Genomic DNA, 25,905 nt, shown 5'->3' on the forward strand with positions numbered 1-25,905 from the left:
TCGGACTCAGGCGTGGGGGTCGTGGCGGCCCGGACCCGTGGCACCGCTCGCCGCCGCCGACGTCGCGGCAGCCTGCTCGTCCTCGTCGGTCAGCACCGCCTCGACGTGGCTGGGGTCGGCGAGGTCGGGGTGGTGCGTGCGCACGGCCGCGAAGGTCCACAGCTTGTTGAGCACGAACGACACGGGGGTGACGACCGCAATGACGATGAGCTGGGCCCAGTAGAGCCGGGTGCGGAACCCCGTCGAGTCGTCGAAGACCGTGGGCGAGAGGTGGATCGGCGAGTCGAGGTGCATGAGCAGGGTCAGCAGCACGAGCCCGACGACCTGGCCGAGCAGGCCCACGGCCAGGAACGGCCAGTACTCGTGCCACCAGCGCGCGTGCTTGCTCGTGCGGAACGTCCACGTGCGGTTGAGCTGGAAGTTCCAGAGGTTGGCCACGAGGAACGCCACCGTCGAGTAGACGTGGTACCAGCGGACGTTGAAGTCGGTGCCGGGCACCGGGAGGATGGCCTCGTTGAAACCGGGTCCGAGCTTCTTGACGACGACGAGGGTCAGCAGGTTGACGAGCACGCCCGAGGCGCCCACCACCGCGAACCGGAGCAGCAGCAGCCAGTTGTGCCGGTGGCGCACGAACAGGAACTCATGCAGGCGCCTCACGCGGGCACCCTACCCCGCGGGACTGGGCCTCTCGTCCGCTTCGGCGGGGCGGCGTCCGGGAGGTCGACGGCAGTCCGCAGACGGCGGGGACCTGGGGGATCAGTCGGTCTCGGCCTCGGACAGGAAGAGGGCGAAACGGGCCGGTTGGGCCTGGACGAGGTCGAGGCGTCCGCCGTTGGACTCGGCGAGGTCGCGGGCCAGCGCGAGTCCGAGCCCGGTGCTGCCGCCGGCGCCGCTGCTGACCGAGCGCTCGAAGATGTGCGGCGCCATGGCCGCGGGCACTCCGTCGCCCTGGTCGCTGACCTCGACGATGACGGAGGGACCCGAGCGGCGGGCGTGCACGTCGACGGTCCCACGGCCGTGCACGAGGGAGTTCTCGAGCAGGGTCGAGAGCACCTGTGAGAGGGCGACCGGGGTCGACCTGACGAAGAGGCCGCGCTCGCCGCGCACCCGGACGGAGCGGCGGGCCTGCTCGAAGGCGGGCTGCCACTCGCGCTGCAGGGCGGCGATGACGGAGTCGAGCGACACCGCCGGGCTCGGCCCGCCGGAACCACGGGTGCGCCCGAGGAGGTCGTCGACGACCCGGGTCAGGCGCTCGACCTGGGCGATGGCGATCGTCGCCTCCTCCTTGACCACCTCGGCGTCGTCGGTCTCGGAGATCTCCTCGAGCCGCATGAGCAGGGCGGTCAGGGGCGTGCGCAGCTGGTGCGAGGCGTCGGCGGCGAAGTCGCGCTCGGCAGCCAGCGACTTCGTCATGTCGTGGGCCCGGCGGTTCATGACACCCGACACGTGGTCGATCTCGTCGATGTCGGAGTGCACGGGCACGAGCCGGGCCTCACCCGCCGCGAAGCGGTTGGCGAGGTGGACGAGCTCGCGCGAGGACTGCTCGACGTGGGCGCGCTCCCGCTGCGTGACGAGGTAGGCGGTCCCGCCGCTCAGCACCCCGATCACGAGCATGACGGCGCCGAAGCGGCCGATGCCGACGGCGGGTTCGGAGGCGATCCAGGCGCTGACCGCGCCCGGTCGCTGCGTCACGACCCAGGCGACGAGGGCCGTCGAGAGCAGGATGAACAGCCCGGCGCAGACGACTGCCGCGACGAGGGCCATCCGATCGAGCACCCGGCGCACGGTCACTCGGCCTGAGGTCGCTCGAACCGGAAGCCGACGCCCCGGACGGTGGCGATGTACTGCGGCGAGGTCGCGTCGTCACCGAGCTTCCGGCGCAGCACCGAGATGTGCATGTCGAGGGTCTTGGTCGAGCCGAACCAGGCGGTGTCCCAGATCTCGCGCATCAGCTGCTCGCGCGAGACGACCTTGCCCTGCTCGCGCACGAGGACTCGCAGCAGGTCGAACTCCTTGGCGGTCAGCTGCAGCTCCTCGCCCTTGAACCAGGCGCGCCGGCCGTCGGAGTCGATCCGGACGAGCTCGCCCGACGCGACGACCTCGTTCGGCGTGCGTCGCAGCAGGGCCCGCACCCGCGCGAGCAGCTCGGCCAGGCGGAACGGCTTGGTGACGTAGTCGTCGGCCCCGGCGTCGAGGCCCACGACAGTGTCGACCTCGTCGGCCCGGGCGGTGAGGATGAGCACCGGGATGGCGCGGCCCTCGGCCCGGATCCGGCGGCACACCTCGAGCCCGTCGATCTTGGGCAGGCCCAGGTCGAGCAGGACGAGGTCGGGGTTCTCCTTGGCGCCGTCGAGGGCGGCCAGCCCGTCCTCGCGCACGTCGACGTCGTAGCCCTCTCGCCGCAGCGCACGGGCCAGCGGTTCGGAGATGGCTGGGTCGTCCTCCGCCAGGAGCACTCGGGTCATGTCACCGTCCTCAAGATCTGCCGGCCCGGGGGCGCACCGACCGTGGTGAGCCTATCGACATCGGCCCGAATTGCACCCTGACGCCCCGCGGCCCGGCGACGCAGTTGTCCGCGCACTCGAGCCGGTGGCGCCGCGACGGGGGCTCAGTGACCGGGCCAGGCCGGGCGGCGCTTCTCGGCGAAGGCGGCGACGCCCTCGCGCCGGTCGCCGGAGAAGGCGGTGGCACGCCAGCAGGCGTCCTCGATCTCCAGGCCCGCGTCGAGGCCGACGTCGGCCCCGAGCCGCATGGCGCGCTTGGCGTTGCGCAGCCCCACCGGCGAGTGGGCGGCGATGGTGCGGGCCAGCTCGAGCGCCGCGTCCCGGGCGGAGCCCGCGGGCACCACTTCGTCGACGGCACCGAGCTCGCGGGCCTCGGCGGCCGAGAGGCGGGCCGCGCTGAAGATCGCCCGGGCCGCGCGGGACCACCCGACGCGACGCACGAGCAGCTGCGTGCCGCCACCACCCGGGATGACGCCCACGCTGACCTCGGGCAGCCCCACGACCGCCCCCTCTCCGGCGACGACGACGTCGCACGACAGGGCCAGCTCGAAGCCGCCGCCGAGGGCGAAGCCGTCGACGGCCGCGATCGCCGGCACCGGCAGGTCGAGCACCCCGCCGTAGGCCGCCCGGGCGACGGGGCGCTGCTCCATGAGGTCGGCGTCGCTGAACCCGTTGCGCTCCTTGAGGTCCGCCCCGACGCAGAACGCCTTCTCGTGGCTCGAGGTCAGCACGACGCAGCGCACGGAGGGGTCGGCCGCCACCTGCGCCGTCGCCGCGGCGATGGCGCGCGCCATGGCCGTCGACACGGCGTTCATGGCCTCGGGACGGTCGAGGACGATCTCGGCGACGTGGACCAGGGCCGGGTCCTCGAAGCGCTCGACGCGGACGAGGACCCGGTGGCCGGGATCAGCGGTGGCGTCGGCTCCGGTGGGCACTGACGGCGTTGACGGCATACGTCGGTCTCCTTCGAGGCTCACGCGTCGGTGCGCGGGCCGGGTCGGTCGGCGGGCTCGGGGGCGTCGGCCCCGGAGACGGAGCGGCGGGCCGCGGACGTCGCGCGGCGCAGCAGGGAGGGGGTGACGGGCCCGACACCGCGCAGGATGCGCCGGCGCTGCCCGGTCAGCTCGAACCCCGAGAGGCTCGCGAGCTCGCGAGCCATCGTGGCGTCGACGAGCACGCTGCCCGCCTGGGCGACGGCCGTCAGGCGGGAGGCCCGGTTGACGGTCGTGCCGAAGACGTCGCCGAGGCGGCTGATGATCGGGCCACGGGCCATGCCGCACCGCACGTCGGGCAGCACGTCGTCGTTCGTCATGGTCTCGACGAGGTCGAGCGCGATGGCGGCAGCGGGGGCGGCCCCCACCGTCGTGAAGAGCACCTCGTCGCCGACCGTCTTGATGAGCCGTCCCCCGTGAGCGGTGATGACGTCGGCCGAGAGCGCCTCGAAGCGCGAGACGAGCCGCGCCAGGTCGCGCTCGGAGAGCCGGCGCACGAGCGCGGTGAAGTTGACGAGGTCCGCGAAGCCGACCGACCGCATCTTCGTCATGCCGTAGGACTCGGGGTCGGCGTCGGCGAGCATGCGGGCCACGGTCGCCGACAGGTGCCGGCGCCAGGCGTAGACGAGGAGCGGCTCGAGGCGGTCGGTGAGCACGGCGAGCCGCTTCGCCGTCTCGGTGGCGGTCTCGATGCCCGGCACCGATCGCGACTCGTGCTCGTCGTCGCCGGCGTCCTGGGCCGCCGTCATGTGGGTCTCGACGGCCTCCGCGATGAGCTGGGACTGCCAGCCCGCGAGGCGGTCCGCCGAGCGGGCGAAGGCGCGGGTCATCGCGAGCGCCGTCTGCTCGTCGAGCAGCCCGTCCCGCACGATCCCGGCGACGGCGGCCAGGGCCCTCTGGTCGGCCTCCGTGAAGAGCTCGTCGTCGGTGTCGACCACCGGGAAGCCCAGCGCGTGCCAGAACTTTCGTGCCGACAGCAGCGACACCTCGGCGCCGCGGCTCACGTCGCGACGGCGCAGGTCGAGCGGACGGCCGAGCAGCTGCTCGGTGTAGTCCTCGTTCGTCCGCGCCGCGGGCGGGGGCCCCGGCGCGGCCACCGGCTCGTCTCCCGCTGGGGTGCCCGGCTCGGTCATGGGCCGATCATGCCAGTCCGCCGTCCGCAGCCCGGACGTGGACGACGTCTCCCGCCGCGAACGTCCGCAGACCGTCGGGCGTGCGCACGACGAGCCCTCCGTCGTCGGCGACCGCGACGGCGGTGCCCTCGGCGGCGCCGCCCGTGGGCAGGTGCACGCGCACCTGCAGTCCCAGCGTGACGCACGCCGAGCGGTATGCCGTCCGCGTCGCCTCGCGGTCGGCCGACCCCCCGGGTCCGGCCGCGTCCAGACCGGAGTCCAGACCGGCGTCCACACCGGCGCCCACGAGGACGCCGGTCAGGTGGTCGAGGTAGCCGACGAGAAGGTCCTCGCGCCGCACGCTGCTGCCGGCGAGCGCCAGCGAGGTGGCCGTCGCGACGGGCAGCTCGTCGCGGGTCTGGTCCACGTTGACGCCGGTCCCGACGACGACGGCCTGCCCGTCCCCCGTCGTCACCAGCTCGCAGAGGATGCCGCTCAGCTTGCGGTCCCCGTCGTCGGCGAGCAGCACGTCGTTGGGCCACTTGAGCCGCGGGCTCAGCCGGTGCCCCGCGGCCTCCGTCACGTCCGCCACGGCTCGGGCGAGCGCGAGACCCGCGAGCAGGGGCATCCAGCCGGCCTGCGCCGGGTCCGTCACGGGCACCGCGACGCTCACTGCGAGCGAGGCCCGGTCCGGGACCGTCCACGCCCTTCCGAGCCGCCCGCGCCCGCCCGTCTGGTGGTCGGTGACGACGACCCACCACGGCCCGGGGGCGGGCTCACCCGGCGACACGGCATACGCCGGCCCTTGCCGGGGTGACCCGGTCAGCAGCTCTCGCAGGCGGGTGTTCGTCGACCCGAGGGCGGGGTGGAACTCGACCCCGCGCCACGGCCGTCCGGACGTGACCAAGGCCGCACTCACAGTCTCGATGTCGAGCGAATCGCGCACGTCCACAAGGCTAGAGTGCCGAGCATGGCAACCGATCACGCCGTCGCAGAGCAGCCGACCGACACCTCGGACCACAGCACGGGCCCAGCGGCCACGGCGTCCGACGGGTCGCCGGCATCCCCCGAGGCGTCGCCCTCCCCCGGCGCCGACCTCACCACGACCGCGGGCAAGCTCGCCGACCTCAGGCGTCGGGTCGCGGAGGTCGCCAACGCCGGCTCCGAGCGGGCTGTCGAGAAGCAGCACGCGCGCGGCAAGAAGACGGCCCGCGAGCGCATCGAGATGCTCCTCGACGAGGGCACCTTCATCGAGCTCGACAAGTACGCCCGGCACCGCAGCAACAACTTCGGCCAGGAGAAGAACCGGCCCTACGGCGACGGCGTCGTCACCGGCTACGGCATGGTCGACGGTCGCCAGGTCGCCGTCTTCGCCCAGGACTTCACCGTCTTCGGCGGCTCCCTCGGCGAGGTCTTCGGCGAGAAGATCGTCAAGGTCATGGACTTCGCCATGAAGATCGGCTGCCCGGTCGTCGGCCTCAACGACTCCGGCGGCGCCCGCATCCAGGAGGGCGTGGTCTCCCTCGGGCTCTACGGCGAGATCTTCTTCCGCAACGTCCGTGCCTCGGGCGTCATCCCGCAGATCTCCCTCGTCATGGGCCCGTGCGCCGGCGGCGCGGTCTACTCCCCCGCCATCACCGACTTCACCGTCATGGTCGACCAGACCTCCCACATGTTCATCACCGGACCCGACGTCATCAAGACCGTCACCGGTGAGGACGTCGGCTTCGAGGAGCTCGGCGGCGCCCAGACCCACAACAGCAAGTCGGGCGTCGCGCACTACATGGGCACCGACGAGCAGGACGCCATCGACTACGTCAAGGCGCTGCTGTCCTACCTGCCGAGCAACAACATGGACACCCCGCCGGCCTACGGCGACGGGGACGGCGACCTCACCGTCACCGATGACGACCGCTGGCTCGACACGTGCATCCCGGACTCGCCCAACGTGCCCTACGACATGAAGCACGTCATCGAGCACGTCGTCGACGACGGCGAGTTCCTCGAGGTGCAGCCGCTCTTCGCGCCCAACATCATCACCGGCTTCGCGCGCATCGACGGCATGTCGGTCGGCGTCGTGGCCAACCAGCCGATGCAGTTCGCGGGGTGCCTCGACATCGACGCGTCCGAGAAGGCCGCCCGGTTCGTGCGCACCTGCGACTGCTTCAACGTGCCGGTCCTGACCTTCGTCGACGTGCCCGGCTTCCTGCCCGGCACGAGCCAGGAGTGGGACGGCATCATCCGTCGCGGTGCCAAGCTCATCTACGCGTATGCCGAGGCCACCGTCCCGAAGATCACCGTGATCACCCGCAAGGCCTACGGCGGCGCCTACGACGTCATGGGGTCCAAGCACCTCGGCGCCGACATCAACCTGGCCTGGCCGACCGGCCAGATCGCCGTCATGGGCGCCCAGGGCGCGGTCAACATCCTCTACCGCAAGGAGCTGGCCGCCACGGCCGCCGAGGGCGGCGACGTCGACGCGCAGCGACAGGAGCTCATCTCCCACTACGAGGAGACGCTGGCCAACCCCTACATCGCGGCGGAGCGCGGCTACATCGACACCGTCATCAGCCCGTCCAACACCCGGATGAACGTGACCCGGGCCCTGCGGGCGCTGCAGAACAAGCGCGAGACGCTGCCGCCCAAGAAGCACGGGAACATCCCGCTGTGAGCGCGGACGCGACCCCGTCGGCGGCCATCCACGTGGCGGGCAGTCCCACCGCGGAGGAGCTCGCCGCGCTCGTCGTGGTGCTCTCCGCCCTCGGCGGCGCAGAGGCACCCGCCGAGCACGAGAGGTCGGCGTGGTCCGACCCCTCCTGGCGACTCGTGGGCCCGTCGGCGCGCCACGGCGGCTGGAGGAGCACGGGCCTGCCGCGCTGACGAGGTGGCTCTGCGCCCGGGTTGAGTAGTCCGACTCATCCCGTTCGTCCGCGACGTCCCTAGGTTTCGAGCACCTCACCGTCGAAACCAGGGAGAAACCCGATGAAGCGTCGCCTCCTCTCGTCCGCCACCGCCCTCGGCCTGGCCCTCAGTGGCGCCACCGCCGTCGTGACCGCCGCACCCGCCAGCGCCATGTGCGCCGAGGCCGGCCAGACCTACTACACCTTCAGCTCCGTCTCCACCGTGTGGAAGCGCACGAGCCTCAGCAGCTCCTACGTCAAGGGCCCCGGCTCGGTGTCGCTGACCAAGGGCCGCACGTGGAACGTCCAGGCCTCCATGACGGCCACCGTCTCCGCGGAAGCGGGGGTCGTCTTCGCCAAGGCGAGCACGTCGCTCGGCATCACGGTCGGAGCGGGCTACAGCGGCACCCAGTCCTTCACCTACAGGCTCAACGTCCCCAGCGGCCAGACCAAGCGCCTCCAGCAGTACAAGGCGTCCAAGAAGTTCGTCGTCACCAAGAAGCGCTACACCGCGACCTGCAGCAGCGTCGTCGTCTACAGCTCCACGGTCACGGCGCCCATCAAGTCCGGCGCCGACCGCTACTTCATGTACGCCCTCGTCTCGTGACGAGTGGCCCGCGGTCGCCCTCCTGAGGGGCGGCCGCGGGCCGTCCCACGGGCTGCTCGGTTGGCCCATCCACAGCCGGTTCCCCTAGGCTCGTTGCCCATGTCCGTCGACTCGACCCCCACCGCCCGCATCGCGCAGCGCTACTCGCTGGGCGAGCGCATCGCCGTCGGTGGCATGGGTGAGGTCTATCTCGCGACCGACGACCGGCTCGGCCGACAGGTCGCCGTCAAGGTCCTCTCCCCGGCGTTCGCGGACTCCCCCGACTTCATCGAGCGGTTCCGCCGCGAGGCCCTGACCGCCGCCCGGCTCTCCCACCCGAACATCGCGCAGGTCTACGACTACGGCGTCGACGGCGCGTCCCACTTCATCGTCATGGAGTATGCGGAGGGCTCGGACCTCGCGCACCTGATCCGGGAGCACGGCCGGCTCACCCCCAGCGACGCCGTTCGGGTCGCCGAGCAGGTCTGCGCCGCCCTCGCGGTGGCCCACCGCGCCGGCGTCGTGCACCGGGACGTCAAGCCGGGCAACGTCATCGTCCGGTCCGACGGCATGGTCAAGGTCACGGACTTCGGCATCGCCCGAGCCCTGGGACAGGCGTCGATCACCGACACCGGCACGGTGATGGGCACCGCCGCCTACGTCGCCCCGGAGCAGGCGCGCGGCGAGGCCACGACGCCCTCGTCCGACCTCTACTCGCTGGGCATCCTGCTCTTCCAGATGCTGACGGGCGCCGTCCCCTTCGAGGGCGACACCCCTGTCGCGGTCGCGCTGCGCCACCTCGACGAGCCGGTGCCGCTCCCCAGCTCGCGTGTGGCCGACCTGCCGGCGAACCTCGACGACGTCGTCGTGCGCGCCACCGCCAAGTCGCCCGCCGACCGCTACCCCGACGCGGACGCCATGGCGGCGGCCCTCCGGGGTCACGAGGCCCTCGCCGACGCGGCCACCCGCGCCCTGCCGACGGGCGAGGCGACGGCCGTGCTCGACCTCGCAGCGGGCGCCGCGGCAGCCTCTGCGGCGGCCGCCACGAGTACGGCACGGTTCCCGGCGACCGACCCCGCCACGACCAGCTCGGTCGCCGGCCCTGCGCCTGCTCACGCGAACGACCCGGCGACGAGCACCGCGATGATGCCCGCGGCCTCCCCCGCAGGGACGGGGCGTCCCGCCGCCGAGGCACGCCGCACGTCCCCCGACGCCCGCCGTCCGCGGTCCGGCCCCGCCCCCGTCGTGTGGGTGCTCGGCACGGTCGTCGTCGTGCTCGTCGCGATCCTCGCGTTCGTCCTGCTCTCCGGCTCCGACCCGGCGACCCCGCCGGCGGCGGCCCCGCGCCCGGCCGCGAGCTCGAAGCCGGCGTCCTCCATGCCGCCGACGACGCCGCCCCCCGCCGACGGCAGCACCGTCCCGGCGGGCCTCGTCGGCCAGCAGCGCGACGCGGCGGTCAAGCAGCTCATCGGCCTCGGGGTCGACGTGCGGTGGGTGCTGGTGCGGTCGGCCCAGCCCGAGGGCACGGTCATGGGCACCTTCCCGGCCCAGGGCCAGCCGATGACGAAGGGTCAGACCGTGGCCATGGTCGTGAGCCGCGGGCACGCCCCCGAGAAGGTCAACTCCTCGTTCGTGGTTCCCGACGGTCTCGTCGGCACCAGCGTCAAGGACGCGACCGACCGCCTCGGCGGCGGGGACGTCCGCGTCACGAAGGTGACGGTCCCGGCTGCCGGCAAGGAGGGCCAGGTCCTCTCGACGTTCCCCACGGCCGGCAACCCGACGCCCGACGGCGTCGTCGTGCTCGTCGTGGGCGGCGGCGGCCAGGGCGGCTCCTCCGGCGGCAACGACTGAGCGCGTCCACGCGCGCCCCGGGCTGACCCCTGCTCCGGCGGCGCCGCAATGCAGTGGCACCCGGTCCCGGGCTGGATTACGTTCGCCGGGTGACAGCCAACACCCAGACCGCGCGACCGCGCACCGACGTCGACCGCATCGCAGAGACCTACTTCGACGCCGCCGTCGCCCTCAGCCCCATCAACGCGACCTTCCTCGGAGTCCCCGGCGGCGAGGAGGACCTCGACGACCTCTCGCCCGCCGGCAACGCCGCGGCCTCCGAGCTGCGCCGGACGACGCTCGGCGCACTCGCGTCCGCCGTCCCCGCCGACGACGTCGACCGGGTGACCGTCGACGCCATGACCGAGCGCCTCCAGCTGGCCGAGGACCGGTATGCCGCCGGGCTCGACGAGATGTCCCTCAACGTCCTCGCCTCGCCCCTCCAGAGCGTGCGCGACGTCTTCGACCTCATGCCTCAGCACACCGAGGACGACTGGCGTGTCTTCGCCAGCCGGATGGGCAAGATCCCCGCGGCCCTCGAGGGCTACCGCGAGGCCCTGCTGCTCGCGCGGGAACGCGGACAGGTGTCCCCGCGACGCCAGGTCACGGCCTGCGCCGAGCAGTCGCGCGACCTCACCGCCGACGACGGCTACTTCGCCAAGGTCGTCGCCGACGCCACCGTCGGCGACGCTCCGCTCGTGGGTGAGGTCCAGGAGGCCCTCGCCGCGGCCGCTGGGGCTGCCGCGGCGGCATACGGCTCCATGGCCACCTGGCTCGAGGACGAGCTGCTGCCCCACGCGCCCGAGGCCGACGCCTGCGGCCGGGAGCGCTACGCCCTGGAGTCGCGCTACTTCCTCGGCGCCACGGTCGACCTCGAGGAGACCTACCGCTGGGGGCAGCAGGAGGTCGCGAGCCTCCACGCCCAGATGAGCGAGATCGCCGACGGCCTCGAGGCCGGAGCCGACGTCGCGCGCGGAGTCGAGATCCTCGACGCCGACGAGAAGTACGCGCTGCAGGGCACCGACGCCCTCAAGGCGTGGATGCAGCAGCGCGCCGACGAGGTCATCGCCGACCTCAAGGACGTCCACTTCGACATCCCCGAGCCGGTGCAGCGCATCGAGTGCATGATCGCGCCGACGCAGACCGGCGGCATCTACTACACCGGACCGTCCGACGACTTCAGCCGTCCCGGACGCATGTGGTGGTCGGTGCCGAAGGGCAACACCGAGTTCCGCACGTGGAACGAGCTGACGACCGTCTACCACGAGGGCGTCCCGGGCCACCACCTCCAGGTCGCGCAGACCGTCTACCGCTCCGAGCTGCTCAACAAGTGGCGCCGGCTCGAGGCGTGGACCTCGGGCCACGGCGAGGGGTGGGCCCTCTACGCCGAGCGCCTCATGGCCGAGCTCGGCTACATGGACGATCCCGGCAACCGCATGGGTTGGCTTGCCGGACAGTCGCTCCGGGCCGCCCGAGTCGTCATCGACATCGGTGTGCACTGCGGCTTCGACGCGCCGGAGGAGGTGGGTGGCGGCGCCTGGGACTACGACAAGGCCTGGACCTACCTCACCCGCTACGGCTTCATGGACGAGAAGATCCTGCGCTTCGAGCTCAACCGCTACCTCGGCTGGCCGGGGCAGGCGCCGAGCTACAAGATCGGTGAGCGGCTCTGGCTGCAGCTGCGCGACGAGGTCAAGCAGCGCGAGGGCGACGCCTTCGACCTCAAGGCCTTCCACCGGCGCGCCCTCGACATCGGCGGCGTCGGCCTCGACACCCTGCGCGCGGCGGTCCTGCAGGAGATCTGAGTCCGTGCGCAGCCGCCGACGGCGTCGCTCCCCCTGGGGCCGGCGCCGTCGGCGTCCGGGCACGCGTCGTGGCGCCTACCATTTCGTCATGCCCTCGAGTCCCCTCCCTGACGTGCCCGCCGTCCAGCTCGTCCTCGCGTCGGCGTCGCCGGCCCGACGCTCGACCCTGCGTTCGGCGGGGGTGGAGCCCGTCGTCCTCGTCAGCGAGGTCGACGAGGACCTCACGGTCGCCGAGGCGACGGAGCGCTACGGCCTGCTGGAGCCGGCCGACATCGCCCTGCTGCTGGCGCGCGCCAAGGCCGAGGACGTGGCGGGCCGGGTCGACGACGAGGTCGTCGTGCTGGGCTGCGACTCGGTGCTGGAGCTCGACGGTGAGGTGCACGGCAAGCCCGCCGACGCCGCCGAGGCGGTCCTGCGCTGGCGTCGCATGCGAGGTCGCTCGGGCGTCCTGCACACCGGCCACTGGCTCGTCGACGAGCGGGACGGCGGTGGCGCCACCCTCGGCGCCACGGCCTCGACGACCGTGCACTTCGCCGAGATCTCCGACGGCGAGATCGAGGCCTACGTCGCCACGGGTGAGCCGTTGACGGTGGCCGGCGCGTTCACGATCGACGGGATCGGCGGCGCCTTCGTCACCGCGGTCGAGGGGGACCACCACAACGTCGTCGGGCTGTCCCTGCCGTTGCTGCGCGAGCTGCTCGGCGAGGTCGGCATCGAGTGGTTCGACGTCGTCGGCAGCCTGCGCGGCCGGCCGGACTGCGCCTGACGACTGATCCGGGACGCCGCCCGACGACGGCGAGACGGGTGCCGGCTCAGGGGTAGAGGTCGTCCGTGAGGTTCTCGATGACGAGGTAGTGCTCGGTCCACCACCACATCTGGGCCGCCCCCACGACGACGATGAGCCCGAGCAGCCAGTAGCGGTAGCGACGCCACCAGCGCAGCTTGAGGAACCACGCGATGAGCAAGGTCATCGGGAAGGCCAGCAGGGCGTAGCGCACCCGGCTCGGCGTCGTGCTCGTGACCAGGATGATGTAGGCCGGGTAGGCGCCGGCCCAGCCCCAGATCTCCGGGCCCCAGCGCCAGGAGTGCCTCGAGAGCATGAACCAGGTGAAGGCGGCGACGCCGAGCACACCGGCGACCTGGCCGAGCACGCCCCAGTAGTCGTAGAGCAGGTTCCACCACAGGTAGAGCTTGATCTTCGTCTCGATGTTCCAGGCGAGCATCGTGTCGTTGTAGGCGTTGGGGGTGTCGGTGGCGATGGTGACGATCGTGGGCCAGAGCCAGGTGAGTGCGCCGGCGTAGGCCGCCATCGCCCCCAGCCCGACCCGCAGCCGCACCGGGTGCTCCCCCTCGTCACCACTGCGCCACCGCACGACCCAGTGGGCGACGATGACCGGCACCATGGCAATGACGACGTTGCGGCTCAGCGAGAGCACGAGCAGGGCGAGGACCACCCACCAGTACTGACGCTTGCGCAGCAGCCACAGCACCGTGACGACGCCGAGCAGCGCGGTCGACTCGGTGTAGGAGGCCGAGAACGCCGGTGAGGCGATGAAGAAGCAGGTGGCGACGACCGCGACGATCGCCTCCCAGCGCCCGACGGCCTGGTCGACGAGCTTGAAGAGCATGTGCATCGCGGCGAAGCCGATGAGCGTCGACAGCACGGGCGCGACGACCGTGAAGGGCAGGCCGGTGACCTTCATGACCAGCCCGGCCGTCATCGGGAACACCGGGAAGAAGGCCCACGGGTTCATGTCGATGCCGCCCCAGCCGACGCGGGGCAGCACGGCGGGGTAGCCCTGCTCGGCGATGACGCGGTACCACTGGCCGTCCCAGCCGGTCATGACGGCGTTGTAGCCGGGGTCCGCGGGCGTGGGGTAGAAGATCCGGATGTTCGCCGTCCCGATGGGCAGCGGGATCTGGTAGCGCGAGAGGTAGGTGGCGGCCACCCAGACGAAGAGGCGCGAGACCGCGAAGACGGCGAACGGGAACCAGACGGGGAACCGTCGCCAGAACGGCAGCTTCGCCTCGGTCACGCGGTCGGGGTGCTCGAGGCGGCCACCGAGGCGCGGCTCAGACCGGCGGGACGGCGCGTCGGCGCTCGCTGAAGTGACGGTCACGCCGGGAAGCATAGGCCAGTCGGCGCACGAGGTCCGAGCGCAGTTCATCCGCCTCGATGATCGAGTCGAGCACGAGGTCGGCGGCGAGGCGTTCGATGTCGACGTCCTCCTCGTACTCGCGGCGACGGTCCGCCACGAAACGTGCCTGTTCGTCCGGGTCGGCGATCTCGGCGATCTTGTTGGCGTACACCGCGTTGACGGCCGCCTCGGGCCCCATGACCGCGATCCGGGCCGTCGGCAGCGCGATGGTGGCATCGGGTCCGAAGCCCGGTCCGCCCATGGCGTAGAGCCCTGCCCCGTACGCCTTGCGCACGACGACGCAGAACTGCGGCACCGTCGCCGAGGAGACGGCGCTGACCATCTTGGCGCCGTGGCGGATGATGCCTCCGCGCTCGACCTCTGAGCCGATCATGAAGCCCGGGACGTCGGCGAGGTAGATCAGCGGCACGTTGAAGGCGTCGCAGAGCCAGATGAAGCGGGCGGCCTTGTCGGCGCTGTCGGTGAAGAGCACCCCGCCCTTGACCATCGAGTTGTTGGCCACGATGCCGACGGTCTGGCCCTCGAGCCGGCCGAAGCCGATGACGAGCTCTCCCGCCCAGAGCGGCTTGAGCTCGAAGAAGGAGTCGTCGTCGACGAGCCCGTCGATGACGTCGTGGATGTCGAAGGGCACCGACTCGCGCTCCGGCACCGTGTGGCGGGTCAGCGGCGTGGCGGGCCCCTCCGCGGCATACGTGGGCGGGTGGTCGCGCCAGCTGCCGGGGACGTAGGAGAAGTAGAGCTTGGCCAGCTCGATGGCCTCGGCGTCGTCGTGGGCGAGCAGGTCGCCCACGCCGGAGACGGTGCAGTGCATGCGGGCCCCGCCCATCTCCTCGAGTGAGACCTTCTCGCCGACGACCATCTCGGCCATTCGGGGGCTGCCGAGGTACATCGAGGCGTTGCCCTCGACCATGATGATGAGGTCGCAGAAGCTGGGGATGTAGGCGCCGCCCGCGGCGCTCGGGCCGAAGAGGCAGCAGATCTGCGGGACCTTGCCCGAGAGCGCCACCTGGTTGTGGAAGATGCGTCCGGCGCCGCGGCGGCCGGGGAACATCTCGACCTGGTCGGTGATGCGGGCGCCGGCGGAGTCGACGAACCAGAAGACCGGCAGCTCCTCGCGCAGCGCCATCTCGGTGGCGCGCACGATCTTCTCGACGGTCCGGGCGCCCCAGGACCCGGCCTTGACGGTCGGGTCGTTGGCGATGACGATCGCCGCGCGTCCGTTGACCGTGCCGCGGCCGGTGACGACGCCGTCGGCGGGCAGGCCGGGCTGGAGGGCGTTGGCGTAGCGGCCGTCCTCGACGAAGCTGCCCTCGTCGAAGAGGAGCGCGATGCGGTCGCGGACGTAGATCTTGCCCTGGGCGTCGAGCTTGGCCTGGGCCTTCTCCGGGGCGCTCGCGGACGCCGTGTGGGCGGCCGCGAGGCGCGCCCTCACGTCGGCGACGCGCGGGTCCCCGGGCACGGTGGCTTCGGCGGCGGCACTCATGCCGGCAGCCCCAGGCCGCGGGCGATGAGCATGCGCTGGACCTCGGAGGTGCCCTCACCGATCTCCAGGATCTTGGCGTCGCGGTAGAAGCGCGCGACGGGGTACTCCTCCATGAAGCCGTTGCCGCCGAACACCTGGGTCGCGATGCGGGTGGCCGTGACGGCGGCCTCGGTCGAGTAGAGCTTGGCGATGGCGGCGGCCTGCTTGACCTCCTTGACCGAGCGCTTGCCGGCGTGGAGCTCGTCCTTGAGCCAGGCCGCCTTGTAGGTCAGCAGGCGAGCGCCCTCGACCATGACGGCGAGGTCGGCGAGCTGGAAGGAGACGCCCTGGTTGACGCCGATGGGCCGGCCGAACGCGGTGCGCGTCTTGGCGTAGTCGGTGGCCAGCTCGAGGCAGGCCTGCGCGCAGCCGACGGCGAGCGCCGAGATGGCGATGCGCCCGTCGTCGAGGGTCTTGAGGAACTGCTTGAAGCCCTCCCCCTCGGCTCCGAGCAGGTGGTCGGCCGGGACGCGGCAGCCCTCGAACGTCAGGCCGTGGGTGTCGGAGACGTGCCAGCCGAGCTTGTGGTACGCGGGCTCGACGACGAAGCCGGGGGTGCCGGCCGGGACCATGATCGCCGAGAGCTGCGCCGAGCCGTCCTCGTTGGTGCCGGTGCGGGCGGTGACCGTGACGACCGAGGTGATGTCCGTGCCGGAGTTGGTGATGAAGGCCTTGGCGCCGCTCACGACCCACTCGTCGCCGTCCCGGACCGCCTTGGTGCGGGTCGCGCCGGCGTCAGAGCCCGCCTCGGGCTCGGTGAGGCCGAACCCGGCGAGGGCACGCCCGGAGACGAGGTCGGGCAGGAAGCGCTGCTTCTGCTCCTCGGTGCCGTAGGTGAGGATCGGGTTGATGCCGAGGCCGACGCCGGCGGAGAGCGTGATGCCGATGGACTGGTCGACGCGGCCGAGCTCCTCGATGGCGACGCAGAGGCTCGTGAAGTCGCCGGCCTCCCCCGCACCGCCGTACTCCTCCGGCACGACGAGGCCGAACAGCCCGAGGTCACCCATCTTGGGCACGAGGTCGGTCGGGAAGTGGGCCGCGGCGTCCCACTTGGCGATGTTGGGCGCGACCTCCTTCTCGGCGAAGTCGCGGACGACCATCCGGAAGTCCTCGTGGTCCTGGCTGAGCTCGAACATCGCTGTTCTCCTGAAGGCTGTCGCGGCCATCACGCGCTCGTGACGCGTGCTTGACGTTGACGTAAACGTAAAGCACTATCGGGACCATGACAAGTGCGCCGACGTGGACGATCGCCGAGGTGGCGCAGGAGTTCGACGTCACGCACCGCACGGTGCGCCACTACGAGGACCTCGGTCTGATCTCCCCCGAGCGCCGCGGCACGCAGCGGGTCTACCACCGCCGTGACCGCACGCGGCTCGGGCTCATCCTGCGTGGCAAGCGCCTCGGCTTCCCCCTCGAGGAGATCCGCACGATCATCGACCTGTTCGACGCGCCCCGCGGCCGGCGCACGCAGCTCGAGTACGTCCTCGGCCAGATCGACGAGCGGCGCGCGGACCTCGACCAGCGGCTGCGGGACGTGCAGGACGCGATCGCCGAGCTGGGCGAGTTCGAGCGACGGTGCCGTGAGGACCTCGACAAGCTCGCGTGACACGATGGGCCCATGAGCGCTGACGACACGAAGATCTCCGCCTACGCCCACCCCGAGCGCCTCGTCACCACCGAGTGGCTCGCGGAACAGGTGGCGGCCGGCAGCATCGGCGGTCCCGGTGGCATCGTCCTGCTCGAGTCCGACGAGGACGTGCTGCTCTACGCGACGGGCCACATCCCCGGAGCCCAGAAGATCGACTGGCACGTCGACCTCAACGACCCCGTGGCCCGCGACTACGTCGACGGCGCCCGCTTCGCCGAGGTGATGGGCTCGCGCGGCATCGGCCGCGACACCACCGTCGTCATCTACGGCGACAAGAGCAACTGGTGGGCGGCCTACGCCCTGTGGGTCTTCAGCCTCTTCGGGCACGAGGACGTGCGCCTGCTCGACGGCGGCCGCGCGAAGTGGATCGCCGAGGGGCGCGAGCTGACCCGCGACGTGCCGACCCCCGACCCGGTGGACTACCCCGTGGCCGAGCGCGACGACGCCCCGATCCGCGCCTTCAAGGACGACGTGCTCGCCCACCTGGGCAAGCCGCTCGTCGACGTCCGCTCCCCCGGCGAGTACTCCGGCGAGCTGCTCCACATGCCCGACTACCCCCAGGAGGGGGCGATGCGCGGCGGCCACATCCCCGGCGCGAAGTCGGTGCCGTGGGCGCGGGCCGCCAACGACGACGGGTCGTTCAAGTCGCGCGAGGACCTCGAGGCCATCTACCTCCAGGAGCAGGGGCTCGCGCCGTCCGACGACGTCGTCGCCTACTGCCGCATCGGCGAGCGCTCGTCGCACACGTGGTTCGTGCTGACCCACCTCCTCGGTTTCGGGGCCGTGCGCAACTACGACGGCTCGTGGACCGAGTGGGGCAACGCCGTCCGCGTCCCGATCGAGCGGTGAGCGCGATGACCGAGACCGCCCTGCCGGCGTCGCTGGCCGAGATCGCCGAGGACTTCCGCTCCGCGAGCAACGACCTCAAGCTGCAGCTGCTCCTCGAGTTCAGTGACGAGCTGCCCGGCCTGCCCGAGCGGTATGCCGGCAAGCTGGACCAGCTCGAGCGCGTCGACGAGTGCCAGTCCCCGCTCTTCCTCACCGTGGAGGTGGGTGACGGGGACTCGCTCGACGAGCGCGTCGTCAACCTCTTCTTCGACGCGCCCGCCGAGGCCCCGACGACCCGCGGCTTCGCCGGCATCCTCCACGAGGGCCTCGACGGCCTGTCGGCCGCCGAGGTGCTCGACGTCCCCGACGACGCCCCGATGCGCTTCGGCCTCGCGGAGGCGGTCTCGCCCCTGCGCATGCGCGGGATGGTCGCGATGCTGGCCCGGATCAAGCGTCAGGTCCGCGCCAGGACCGCCACCTGACCGGGGTCAGTACCCCCGCGACGCGTCGGACGCCTGTGCGGCGCCGGCGAGCTGCCCGGCGAACTCCTCGCCCGACATCGGCTTGGAGAACATCGGGTAGTCGTACCTGATCGCGTTCGCGTGCTCCTCCGAGCTCGTCGCCGCGACACAGTCGCTCAGCGTGACGACCTCGTAGCCCCGCTCGTAGGCCGAGCGCATCGTGGACTCCACGCAGCAGTTGGTGAGGAAGCCACCGAGGGCGATCGTCGTGATGCCCTTGCTGCGCAGGATGAAGTCGAGGTTGGTGCTCGCGAAGGTGTCGAGGCCGCGCTTGCCCTCGACGACGATGTCGTCGCCGCTCGGCGCCAGCTCGTCGATGATCTGCGACCCCCACTCGCCCTTGACGAAGGCGTTGGAGTCGACGACCCCCTTGAGGATGCCGTACGGGCTGCCGCTGATCTCCTTGTAGCCGCCGACGAACGAGATCGGGGCGTGGATGATCGTGGCGCCGGCCTCACGAGCGGCGTCGACGACCTTCTTCGTGTTCTCGAGCATGTCGGTCTCGGCCATCGAGCCCTCGACGGCGGCATGCAGTGCCCCGCCCTCGCTCGCGAAGTCGTTCTGGTACTCGATGAGCACGACAGCGGTGTTGCGCGGGTCCATCTGCTGACCTCCGGTTCGTGGGGTGGCGACATCGACCATCCTCGCGGCGACGGCCCCGCTCCACCAGACCCTGTGGATGTCAGCCACCGATGCGGGTGCGGACCTCGTAGAGCTCGGGGAAGAACGTCAGGTCGAGCGCCCGCCGCAGGAAGTCGACGCCCGTCGAGCCCCCGGTGCCCGTCTTCTGCCCGATCGTGCGCTGCACGACCTGCAGGTGCCGGAACCGCCACTGCTGGAAGTTGTCCTCGAGGTCGACGAGCTCCTCGCACGTCTCGTAGACGCCCCAGTGCTCGGAGGGCCGCGCGTAGACACCGGCGAAGACGTCGACCAGCCCGTCGTCGAGGCGGTAGGGCTGCGTCCAGTCGCGGTCGAGCAGGGCCGGCGGGACGGCATACCCACGTCGCGACAGGTAGGCGAGGAACTCGTCGTAGAGGCTCGGCTCGTGCAGGAGCGCGTCGAGGGCCGTGCGGGCGCCCTCGTCGTGCGCGAAGACCGCCACCATGTCCGCGTTCTTGTTGCCGAGCAGGAACTCGACCTCGCGGTACTGCGCCGACTGGAAGCCCGAGCTCGCGGCGAGGAAGGGACGGATCTCGGCGTACTCGCTCGGCGTCAGCGTCGCCAGCACCGACCACTGGTCGGTGAGCGTGTGCTGGATGTGCTTGACCCGTGCCAGGCGCTTGAGGGCCGGAGCCAGCTCGTCGTCGCGGAGCAGGCTTCTGGCAGAACGCAGCTCGTGGATCAGCAGCTTGAGCCACAGCTCCGACGTCTGGTGCTGGATGATGAACAGCAGCTCGTCGTGCTGCGGCGGGTCGCTCAGCGGCTGCTGCGCGCTGAGCAGCGTGTCGAGGCGCAGGTAGTCGCCGTAGGACATCTTGCGTTTGAAGTCGCGCTGGATGCCCTCTTCCAGCTCGCGCTTGCTGCGCCGGTCGAGCTCGCCCTGGGCCTCGTTGTCCATGGCGGCGATCCTAGGGGCCGCGTCAGCTGGGGCGCGGGCGGATGCTCACGAGGTGCGAGACGACGCCCGGCACCCATCCGGTCTCCCCGCGCATCCAGCGTGCGCCGACGAGGTTGTGGGGCACGACGACGGTGTCGGCACGCGCCGCCACGAGGCCCAGGTCGGTGCCGAACACGTCGGTGACGACGGCCCACTCGCGGGCGCTGTGGCGGGCGAGGTACTCGCCGATGGCGACGGCATACGTCTCGACGATGACGTCGGGGCCCTCGCCCGTCCCGCCCTCCTCGGACCAGCGACGGAAGGCCGCGTCGTAGTGGGCACCGATGGACGCGAGGTCGTCGACGTCGACGCCCTCGCCGGCGGCGTGCTCGAGGGCGGAGGCGATGCGCGACCGCTCCTCGTCACCGAGCGGCTTGGCGACGGGCCGGCCCGTGAAGTCCGGGCCCGACCCGTCGTCGGTCTCGGCCGGGTCGAGCTCGGCGACCGCGGCTGCGTCCGTCGGCGTGGCCTCGTCGTCCTTGCCCTTGCGCGAGAACAGTCCCATGCCGGCCAATCTAGTGGCTCGGACGCGGCCCGGTCAGGCCCGCGGGTGAGGCCCACGGGTCAGGCCGGGCCGGGCCGGATCGGTCAGCCGAACGTGTCCGGGTCGGGCCCGGTACGGGTGCCGCGGTCGAGGCCGGCCAGGGCCTCGAGGTCGTCCTCACCGAGGGTGAAGCCGAAGATCTCGACGTTCTCGGCGATCCGCGCCGGCGTCACCGACCGCGTGAGCACGACGTTGCCGAGCTCGACGTGCCAGCGCAGGACGAGCTGGGCGGGAGTCACGTCGTGCTGGGCGGCGAGCCTCGTCACGACGGGGTCCTCGAGCAGACCCGCGCGGACGGCCAGCGGGCTCCAGGCCTCGGTGACGATGCCGTGCTCGGCGTGGAAGGCGCGCAGCTCGGTCTGCTGGAGGTAGGGGCTCAGCTCGACCTGGTTGACCGACGGGAGGACGCCCGTCTCGTCGAGGAGCCGCTGCAGGTGGGGCACTTGGAAGTTGCAGACACCGACGGAGCGGACGCGGCCCTCGCGCTGGAGGTCGAGCATCGACGTCCAGGCCTCGACGTAGCCGTCCTGTGCCGGGGCCGGCCAGTGGATGAGGTAGAGGTCGAGCACGTCGATGCCGAGGCGCCGCATCGAGGCGTCGAAGGCCGCCGGGACGTCGGCGTGGTCGTCGTTCCAGACCTTCGTGGTGACGAAGACGTCGTCGCGGTCGACGTCCTCGCGGGCGAGGACGCGGCCGACGCCCTCCTCGTTGCCGTAGATGCGCGCGGTGTCGATGTGGCGGTAGCCGACCTCGAGCGCGCGGCCGAAGGCCTCGTCGACACTGGCGTCGGGGACCTCCCAGACTCCGAAGCCGATCTGCGGGATGGCCAGGCCGGGGGTGGAGGCGTGGCCGAGGGCGAGAGTGGGTGCTGACTGGTGTGTCGTCATGCCCTTCACGCTAGGTCGGCGCCGCCGAGGGCGATGTGCCGGACCTCACTCTGAGACGACCGGGAATACGGGCGAGGAGGCCGAATCCACCCGGGGTACGCCCGATAGAGTCCGAGCCATGGCATCCATCAGCAAGGTCCTGATTGCAAATCGTGGTGAGATCGCCGTCCGCATCGCGCGGGCGTGCACGGACAGCGGGATCGCCTCGGTCGCGGTCTACGCCGAGCCGGACCGGGATGCCCTGCACGTCAAGGTCGCCGACGAGGCCTACGCCCTCGGCGGGTCCACCCCGGGCGAGAGCTACCTCGTCCAGGAGAAGCTGCTCGACATCGCGCGCCAGGCCGGCGCCGACGCCGTCCACCCCGGCTACGGCTTCCTCGCCGAGAACGCCTCCTTCGCCCAGGCCGTCATCGACGCCGGGCTCGTCTGGATCGGGCCGGGCCCCGGGGCGATCGACTCCCTCGGTGACAAGGTCAAGGCGCGTCACATCGCCACCAAGGCCGGCGCCCCGCTCGTGCCCGGCACGAAGGACCCCGTCTCCGGCGCCGACGAGGTCGTCGAGTTCGCCAAGGAGCACGGTCTCCCCGTGGCCATCAAGGCGGCCTACGGCGGCGGCGGCCGTGGCCTCAAGGTGGCCCGCGCGATGGAGGAGATCCCCGACCTCTATGACTCGGCCGTCCGCGAGGCCGTGACCGCCTTCGGCCGCGGCGAGTGCTTCGTCGAGCGGTTCCTCGACCACCCGCGCCACGTCGAGACCCAGTGCCTCGCCGACCAGCACGGCAACGTCGTCGTCATCTCCACCCGTGACTGCTCGCTCCAGCGCCGCAACCAGAAGCTCGTCGAAGAGGCGCCCGCGCCGTTCCTCACCGAGGAGCAGCACACCGAGCTGCTCCGGGCGAGCAAGGCCATCCTCAAGGAGGCCGGCTACGTCGGGGCCGGCACGTGCGAGTTCCTCGTCGGCCCCGCCGGCGACATCAGCTTCCTCGAGGTCAACACGCGCCTGCAGGTCGAGCACCCCGTGACCGAGGAGGTCACCGGCATCGACCTCGTGCGCGAGCAGTTCCGCATCGCCAACGGCGAGTCCCTCGACTACGGCGACCCGGAGCCGCACGCCCACTCGATCGAGTTCCGCATCAACGGCGAGGACGCCGGCCGCGGCTTCCTCCCCGCCCCCGGCACGGTGAGCCGCATGGTCGTCCCCCAGGGACCGGGCGTGCGCTGGGACGCCGGCATCGTCGAGGGCGACACCGTCGCCGGTGCGTTCGACTCGATGATCGCCAAGCTCGTCATCACCGGCCGCACCCGCGAGCAGGCCATCGACCGCGCCCGCCGCGCGCTGGCCGAGCTGACCATCGAGGGCATGCCGACCGTCGTGCCCTTCCACCGCGCGGTCGTCTCCGACCCGGCGTTCGCCCCCACCGACGGCTCCCCCTTCACGATCCACACCCGCTGGATCGAGACCGAGTGGGACAACACCGTCGAGGCGTATGCCGGTGGGTCGGCCGACGCGGCCGAGGCCGAGGAGCGCCAGACGGTCGTCGTCGAGGTCGGCGGCAAGCGCCTCGAGGTCTCACTCCCCGGCGGTCTGTCGCTCGGTGGCGGTGGCGGCGCCGCAGCGGCGAAGAAGAAGGCCCCGAAGCGGTCCAGCGGCGGCAAGTCCGGGGGTGCTGCCTCTGGCGACTCGCTGACGGCCCCGATGCAGGGCACGATCGTCAAGATCGCCGTCGAGGAGGGCGCGACCGTCGCCGCCGGCGACCTCGTCATCGTCCTCGAGGCGATGAAGATGGAGCAGCCCATCACGGCGCACAAGGCGGGAGTCGTCTCCGGCCTCACGGCCACGGTCGGCGAGACCGTCACCTCGGGTGCGGTGCTCGCCGAGATCAAGGACGCCGCCGAGGCCTGACCCGGAGACGACGAAGGGCCGACCCGCCGCGTGGCGGGTCGGCCCTTCGTCGTCTCCGGCGTCGGTCTCCCGGTCCGGCTCAGCCCTGCCGCGGGGGCGGGTCACCGAGCGTGATGTCACCCTCTCCGTTGCTGGAGCCGGGGGCGTTCGGGTTCGGGACACCGGGCAGGTCCTGCTCGCCGGCGGGCTCGCCCGACGGCGGGATCTCCGACGGCCCGGGTCCCCCCGGCAGGTGGGGGTCGACGGGCGACGGGTCGGTGGGGTCGACCGGCGGCATCGGCTCGACCGGGCCCGGCCCGGGCTCGGGGCTCGGGACCGGCGACGGCGTGGGCACCGGCTCGGGGCTCGGTGCGGGGGTGGGGCCCGGCGCTGGCTCCGGCGTCGGGCTCGGCGCGGGCTCGGGGGTGGCCGGAGGCTGCGGGGTGCCCGGCGGCGTGGGCGTTGCCGGCGGCTCCGGGGCTCCCGGAGGCAGGGTGGCGTCGGGGTCGGGCGGCAGGCCGAGCGTCTCCCTCAGCTTGTCGCTGCCCTGGTCGACCTGGTCGGCGTACTTCCCGCCGGTGCGCTCGTTGATCAGCTCCTCGGCCTTGTCGAGCCCCTGCTGGGCCTGCTCGGGATGGCCCTTGACGAAGTCCTTGGCCTTCTGGATCCAGTCGCTCACGGTGAGTGCCTCCACGGTCCGACCTGCTCGGGGACGCCGTCCGGCTCCCTTCGGGACCCCGAGGTGACGACGACGCCGCCACGGGCCCGACGCTACGCCTCTGGCACACTGCTCATGTGCTTGCGACCCTGCCGACTGCGACGACCGACCAGACCTTCTTCTCGGTGACCAACCTCGTCATCCTCATCGTCGTGGCCGCGATCTTCTACCCGCTCCAGAAGAAGCTGCGGGAGACCGTGTCCCGTCGCCGACGCGAGCGTTGGGCCGAGGAGGAGGGGCTCACCGGTCACGACCCGGATGAGCGTGACCGTCCGTCGGGCGACCCGCGGCCCTGACGGCCGACCGAGCGCGTATGCCGTCCGGCCGGGTCCACCGGACCGGTCGGGCTCGTCCGTCTGGCTGGCCCAGTCGGGCGCGGCGGACCCGCCGCTCGGACCCGTCTCTGGGGCTGTCAGGTGGACCGGTCAGTCGGACTGGTGCAGCTGGCGCGCCGCCTCGGCGATGGAGCCGGACAGCGAGGGGTAGACCGTGATGGTGCTCGACACCTGGTCGACGCCGAGCCGGTTCTGCACGGCGAGAGCGACGGGGAAGATCAGCTCGGAGGCCTTGGGTGCGACGACGACCCCGCCGAGGACCGTGCCGTAGCCCTTGCGGCAGAAGAGCTTGACGAAGCCGTCGGTGATGCCCTGCATCTTGGCGCGAGGGTTGCGTGCCAGCGGCAGCATGACCGACTCCACGTCGGGTGACTCGTCCGCGGCGCTTTGGCTGATGCCGACGGTGGCGATCTCGGGCTCGGTGAAGATGTTGGCGGCGACGCCACGCACGTTGAGCGGCGACACGGCGTCACCGAGGGCGTGCCACATGGCGATGCGGCCCTGCATGGCGGCCACGGAGGCCAGTGGCAGAACGCCGGTGCAGTCCCCGGCGGCGTAGACGCCGCCGACGCTGGTGCGGGAGACGCGGTCGACCTGCACGTGCCCGGAGGGGCTGAGCTCGACGCCGGCCTCCTCCAGACCCAGGCCGGCGGTGTTGGGCACGGACCCGACGGCGAGCAGGGCGTGCGACCCCCCGACGGTGCGCCCGTCGACGAGGGTCACGACGACGCCGTCGGCGGTGCGCTCGACGGAGGCGGCCCGCGACCTGCCCATGACCTCCATGCCGCGCTTGCGGAAGACGTCCTCGATGACGGTGGCGGCGTCGGCGTCCTCTCCCGGCAGCACCCGGTCGCGTGACGAGACGAGCACGACCTGGGAGCCGAGGCCGAGGTAGGCCTGCGCGAGCTCGGCGCCGGTGACACCGGACCCGATGACGATGATGCGCTCTGGCAGCTCGTCGAGGGAGTAGATCTGCTGCCAGGTGAGGATGCGCTCGCCGTCGGGTCGCATGGTGTCCATGACCCGGGGCGCGGCGCCGGTCGCGACGAGGACGACGTCGGCCGACAGCTCCCGGGTCGTGCCGTCGGCGAGCTCGGCGACGACCCGCTCGCGACCGGCGATGCGGGCCGTGCCGCGCAGCACCGTGACGCCGACCTGCTCGAGGCTGCCCTGGATGTCGGCGCTCTGGGCCGCGGCCAGCTCGAGGATCCGGCCGTTGACGGTGTGCGCCTGGGCGACGGCGTCGGACACCTCGTCGCCGTCGTCGTCCTGGAGGCGCACGCCGAGGTGCGAGGCCGTCTGGAAGTCGGACATGTAGTCGGCGGTGGCGATGAGGGCCTTGCTCGGCACGCAGTCGGTGAGCACGGCGGCGCCGCCGAGGCCGTCCTTCTCCACGATGGTGACCCGGGCGCCGAGCTGGGCGGCGACGAGGGCCGCCTCGTAGCCTCCGGGGCCGCCGCCGATGATGACAACGGTTGTCTCGCGCGTGATCACGAGGTCCATCCAACCATCCCCGCAGGGTCGCCCCGGCGGGC

The 25,905-nt window shown here is 72.0% G+C and carries 26 protein-coding genes; 11 read left to right on the top strand and 15 right to left on the bottom strand.

The annotated features are described in order from the left end of the window. Positions 1 to 6: 6 nt before the first annotated feature. The 6 genes from ABD297_RS13895 to ABD297_RS13920 all read right to left on the bottom strand — a co-directional run bounded on the left by ABD297_RS13895 (position 7) and on the right by ABD297_RS13920 (position 5,554). On the bottom strand, positions 7 to 657 hold the full coding sequence (locus ABD297_RS13895; RefSeq protein WP_344255547.1) for a GtrA family protein: 651 nt from the start codon (positions 655 to 657) through the stop codon (positions 7 to 9). Between the two features lie 99 nt (positions 658 to 756). After that, positions 757 to 1,776 (bottom strand): sensor histidine kinase, encoded by a 1,020-nt coding sequence (locus ABD297_RS13900; RefSeq protein ID WP_425581171.1) that lies wholly within the window; start codon positions 1,774 to 1,776, stop codon positions 757 to 759. Positions 1,777 to 1,787: 11 nt separating this feature from the next. After that, positions 1,788 to 2,465, bottom strand: a complete 678-nt coding sequence (locus ABD297_RS13905; RefSeq protein WP_147067402.1) for a response regulator transcription factor — start codon at positions 2,463 to 2,465, stop codon at positions 1,788 to 1,790. A gap of 143 nt (positions 2,466 to 2,608) precedes the next feature. Continuing rightward, positions 2,609 to 3,457, bottom strand: coding sequence for an enoyl-CoA hydratase-related protein (locus tag ABD297_RS13910; RefSeq protein WP_344255548.1), 849 nt, complete (start codon positions 3,455 to 3,457; stop codon positions 2,609 to 2,611). 20 nt (positions 3,458 to 3,477) lie between these two features. Then, complete coding sequence (locus ABD297_RS13915) at positions 3,478 to 4,629, bottom strand: adenylate/guanylate cyclase domain-containing protein (protein ID WP_344255549.1); 1,152 nt, start codon at positions 4,627 to 4,629, stop codon at positions 3,478 to 3,480. Between the two features lie 7 nt (positions 4,630 to 4,636). After that, a complete protein-coding gene (locus ABD297_RS13920) occupies positions 4,637 to 5,554 on the bottom strand; it encodes a biotin--[acetyl-CoA-carboxylase] ligase (protein WP_344255550.1) in 918 nt (305 codons plus the stop codon). A gap of 24 nt (positions 5,555 to 5,578) precedes the next feature. Here ABD297_RS13920 and ABD297_RS13925 point away from each other — a divergent pair, with 24 nt between their 5' ends. The 6 genes from ABD297_RS13925 (at position 5,579) to ABD297_RS13950 (ending at position 12,495) form a co-directional block, all read left to right on the top strand. Then, positions 5,579 to 7,279 (top strand): acyl-CoA carboxylase subunit beta, encoded by a 1,701-nt coding sequence (locus ABD297_RS13925; RefSeq protein ID WP_344255551.1) that lies wholly within the window; start codon positions 5,579 to 5,581, stop codon positions 7,277 to 7,279. Beyond that, on the top strand, positions 7,276 to 7,488 hold the full coding sequence (locus tag ABD297_RS13930) for an acyl-CoA carboxylase subunit epsilon (protein WP_344255552.1): 213 nt from the start codon (positions 7,276 to 7,278) through the stop codon (positions 7,486 to 7,488). The genes ABD297_RS13925 and ABD297_RS13930 overlap by 4 nt, the downstream gene beginning before the upstream one ends. A gap of 102 nt (positions 7,489 to 7,590) precedes the next feature. Then, a complete protein-coding gene (locus ABD297_RS13935; RefSeq protein WP_344255554.1) occupies positions 7,591 to 8,115 on the top strand; it encodes a hypothetical protein in 525 nt (174 codons plus the stop codon). 99 nt (positions 8,116 to 8,214) lie between these two features. Continuing rightward, entirely contained in the window at positions 8,215 to 9,945 is a 1,731-nt protein-coding gene (gene pknB, locus ABD297_RS13940) for a Stk1 family PASTA domain-containing Ser/Thr kinase (RefSeq protein ID WP_344255555.1), read from the top strand. Positions 9,946 to 10,034: 89 nt separating this feature from the next. Further along, the gene (locus tag ABD297_RS13945; RefSeq protein ID WP_344255556.1) at positions 10,035 to 11,729 is read left to right on the top strand and encodes a DUF885 domain-containing protein; all 1,695 of its coding nucleotides are present in this window, start codon (positions 10,035 to 10,037) and stop codon (positions 11,727 to 11,729) included. Positions 11,730 to 11,817: 88 nt separating this feature from the next. Continuing rightward, positions 11,818 to 12,495 carry a Maf family protein gene (locus ABD297_RS13950; protein ID WP_344255557.1) on the top strand — a complete coding sequence of 226 codons (678 nt, stop codon included), beginning with the start codon at positions 11,818 to 11,820 and terminating at the stop codon, positions 12,493 to 12,495. Between the two features lie 46 nt (positions 12,496 to 12,541). Here the strand turns inward: ABD297_RS13950 and ABD297_RS13955 are convergent, their stop codons facing one another. From ABD297_RS13955 to ABD297_RS13965, 3 genes are read right to left on the bottom strand one after another with little or no spacing between them, the layout of a single operon-like run. After that, complete coding sequence (locus ABD297_RS13955) at positions 12,542 to 13,849, bottom strand: hypothetical protein (protein ID WP_344255558.1); 1,308 nt, start codon at positions 13,847 to 13,849, stop codon at positions 12,542 to 12,544. Then, entirely contained in the window at positions 13,803 to 15,371 is a 1,569-nt protein-coding gene (locus tag ABD297_RS13960; protein ID WP_344255559.1) for an acyl-CoA carboxylase subunit beta, read from the bottom strand. Before ABD297_RS13960 ends, ABD297_RS13955 begins: the two co-directional genes overlap by 47 nt. Continuing rightward, positions 15,368 to 16,546: an acyl-CoA dehydrogenase family protein gene (locus ABD297_RS13965; RefSeq protein ID WP_344255560.1), complete on the bottom strand. Its 1,179-nt coding sequence runs from the start codon at positions 16,544 to 16,546 to the stop codon at positions 15,368 to 15,370. The genes ABD297_RS13960 and ABD297_RS13965 overlap by 4 nt, the downstream gene beginning before the upstream one ends. A gap of 86 nt (positions 16,547 to 16,632) precedes the next feature. On the opposite strand from ABD297_RS13965, the gene ABD297_RS13970 reads away from it, so the two are divergent. Genes ABD297_RS13970 through ABD297_RS13980 form a run of 3 tightly spaced genes read left to right on the top strand, consistent with a single transcriptional unit; the run spans position 16,633 to position 18,368 of the window. Continuing rightward, positions 16,633 to 17,016, top strand: a complete 384-nt coding sequence (locus tag ABD297_RS13970) for a MerR family transcriptional regulator (protein ID WP_344255561.1) — start codon at positions 16,633 to 16,635, stop codon at positions 17,014 to 17,016. 12 nt (positions 17,017 to 17,028) lie between these two features. Further along, entirely contained in the window at positions 17,029 to 17,907 is an 879-nt protein-coding gene (locus ABD297_RS13975; protein ID WP_344255562.1) for a sulfurtransferase, read from the top strand. A gap of 5 nt (positions 17,908 to 17,912) precedes the next feature. Further along, positions 17,913 to 18,368, top strand: a complete 456-nt coding sequence (locus ABD297_RS13980) for a SufE family protein (protein WP_344255563.1) — start codon at positions 17,913 to 17,915, stop codon at positions 18,366 to 18,368. Between the two features lie 6 nt (positions 18,369 to 18,374). Here ABD297_RS13980 and ABD297_RS13985 read toward each other — a convergent pair whose 3' ends face one another. The 4 genes from ABD297_RS13985 to ABD297_RS14000 all read right to left on the bottom strand — a co-directional run bounded on the left by ABD297_RS13985 (position 18,375) and on the right by ABD297_RS14000 (position 21,435). Further along, positions 18,375 to 19,010 carry a cysteine hydrolase family protein gene (locus tag ABD297_RS13985; protein ID WP_344255564.1) on the bottom strand — a complete coding sequence of 212 codons (636 nt, stop codon included), beginning with the start codon at positions 19,008 to 19,010 and terminating at the stop codon, positions 18,375 to 18,377. Positions 19,011 to 19,089: 79 nt separating this feature from the next. Beyond that, on the bottom strand, positions 19,090 to 19,965 hold the full coding sequence (locus ABD297_RS13990) for a tryptophan 2,3-dioxygenase (RefSeq protein WP_344255565.1): 876 nt from the start codon (positions 19,963 to 19,965) through the stop codon (positions 19,090 to 19,092). A 22-nt stretch (positions 19,966 to 19,987) separates the two neighbouring features. Continuing rightward, positions 19,988 to 20,509 carry a DUF3806 domain-containing protein gene (locus tag ABD297_RS13995; protein WP_344255566.1) on the bottom strand — a complete coding sequence of 174 codons (522 nt, stop codon included), beginning with the start codon at positions 20,507 to 20,509 and terminating at the stop codon, positions 19,988 to 19,990. Between the two features lie 83 nt (positions 20,510 to 20,592). After that, complete coding sequence (locus ABD297_RS14000; RefSeq protein ID WP_344255567.1) at positions 20,593 to 21,435, bottom strand: aldo/keto reductase; 843 nt, start codon at positions 21,433 to 21,435, stop codon at positions 20,593 to 20,595. Positions 21,436 to 21,553: 118 nt separating this feature from the next. On the opposite strand from ABD297_RS14000, the gene ABD297_RS14005 reads away from it, so the two are divergent. Next, positions 21,554 to 23,338 carry an acetyl/propionyl/methylcrotonyl-CoA carboxylase subunit alpha gene (locus ABD297_RS14005; RefSeq protein ID WP_344255568.1) on the top strand — a complete coding sequence of 595 codons (1,785 nt, stop codon included), beginning with the start codon at positions 21,554 to 21,556 and terminating at the stop codon, positions 23,336 to 23,338. 79 nt (positions 23,339 to 23,417) lie between these two features. On the opposite strand, the gene ABD297_RS14010 is transcribed toward ABD297_RS14005, so the two are convergent. Continuing rightward, positions 23,418 to 23,996 carry an antitoxin gene (locus tag ABD297_RS14010; protein ID WP_344255569.1) on the bottom strand — a complete coding sequence of 193 codons (579 nt, stop codon included), beginning with the start codon at positions 23,994 to 23,996 and terminating at the stop codon, positions 23,418 to 23,420. Between the two features lie 116 nt (positions 23,997 to 24,112). Between ABD297_RS14010 and ABD297_RS14015 the strand changes: the two genes are divergently transcribed. Continuing rightward, positions 24,113 to 24,331: a hypothetical protein gene (locus tag ABD297_RS14015; protein ID WP_344255570.1), complete on the top strand. Its 219-nt coding sequence runs from the start codon at positions 24,113 to 24,115 to the stop codon at positions 24,329 to 24,331. Between the two features lie 129 nt (positions 24,332 to 24,460). Here the strand turns inward: ABD297_RS14015 and ABD297_RS14020 are convergent, their stop codons facing one another. Beyond that, positions 24,461 to 25,873: an NAD(P)H-quinone dehydrogenase gene (locus tag ABD297_RS14020; RefSeq protein ID WP_344255571.1), complete on the bottom strand. Its 1,413-nt coding sequence runs from the start codon at positions 25,871 to 25,873 to the stop codon at positions 24,461 to 24,463. Positions 25,874 to 25,905: the final 32 nt, after the last annotated feature.

The sequence above is a fragment of the Terrabacter carboxydivorans genome (assembly GCF_039532035.1).
GTDB classification, from domain to species: Bacteria; Actinomycetota; Actinomycetes; order Actinomycetales; family Dermatophilaceae; genus Terrabacter; species Terrabacter carboxydivorans.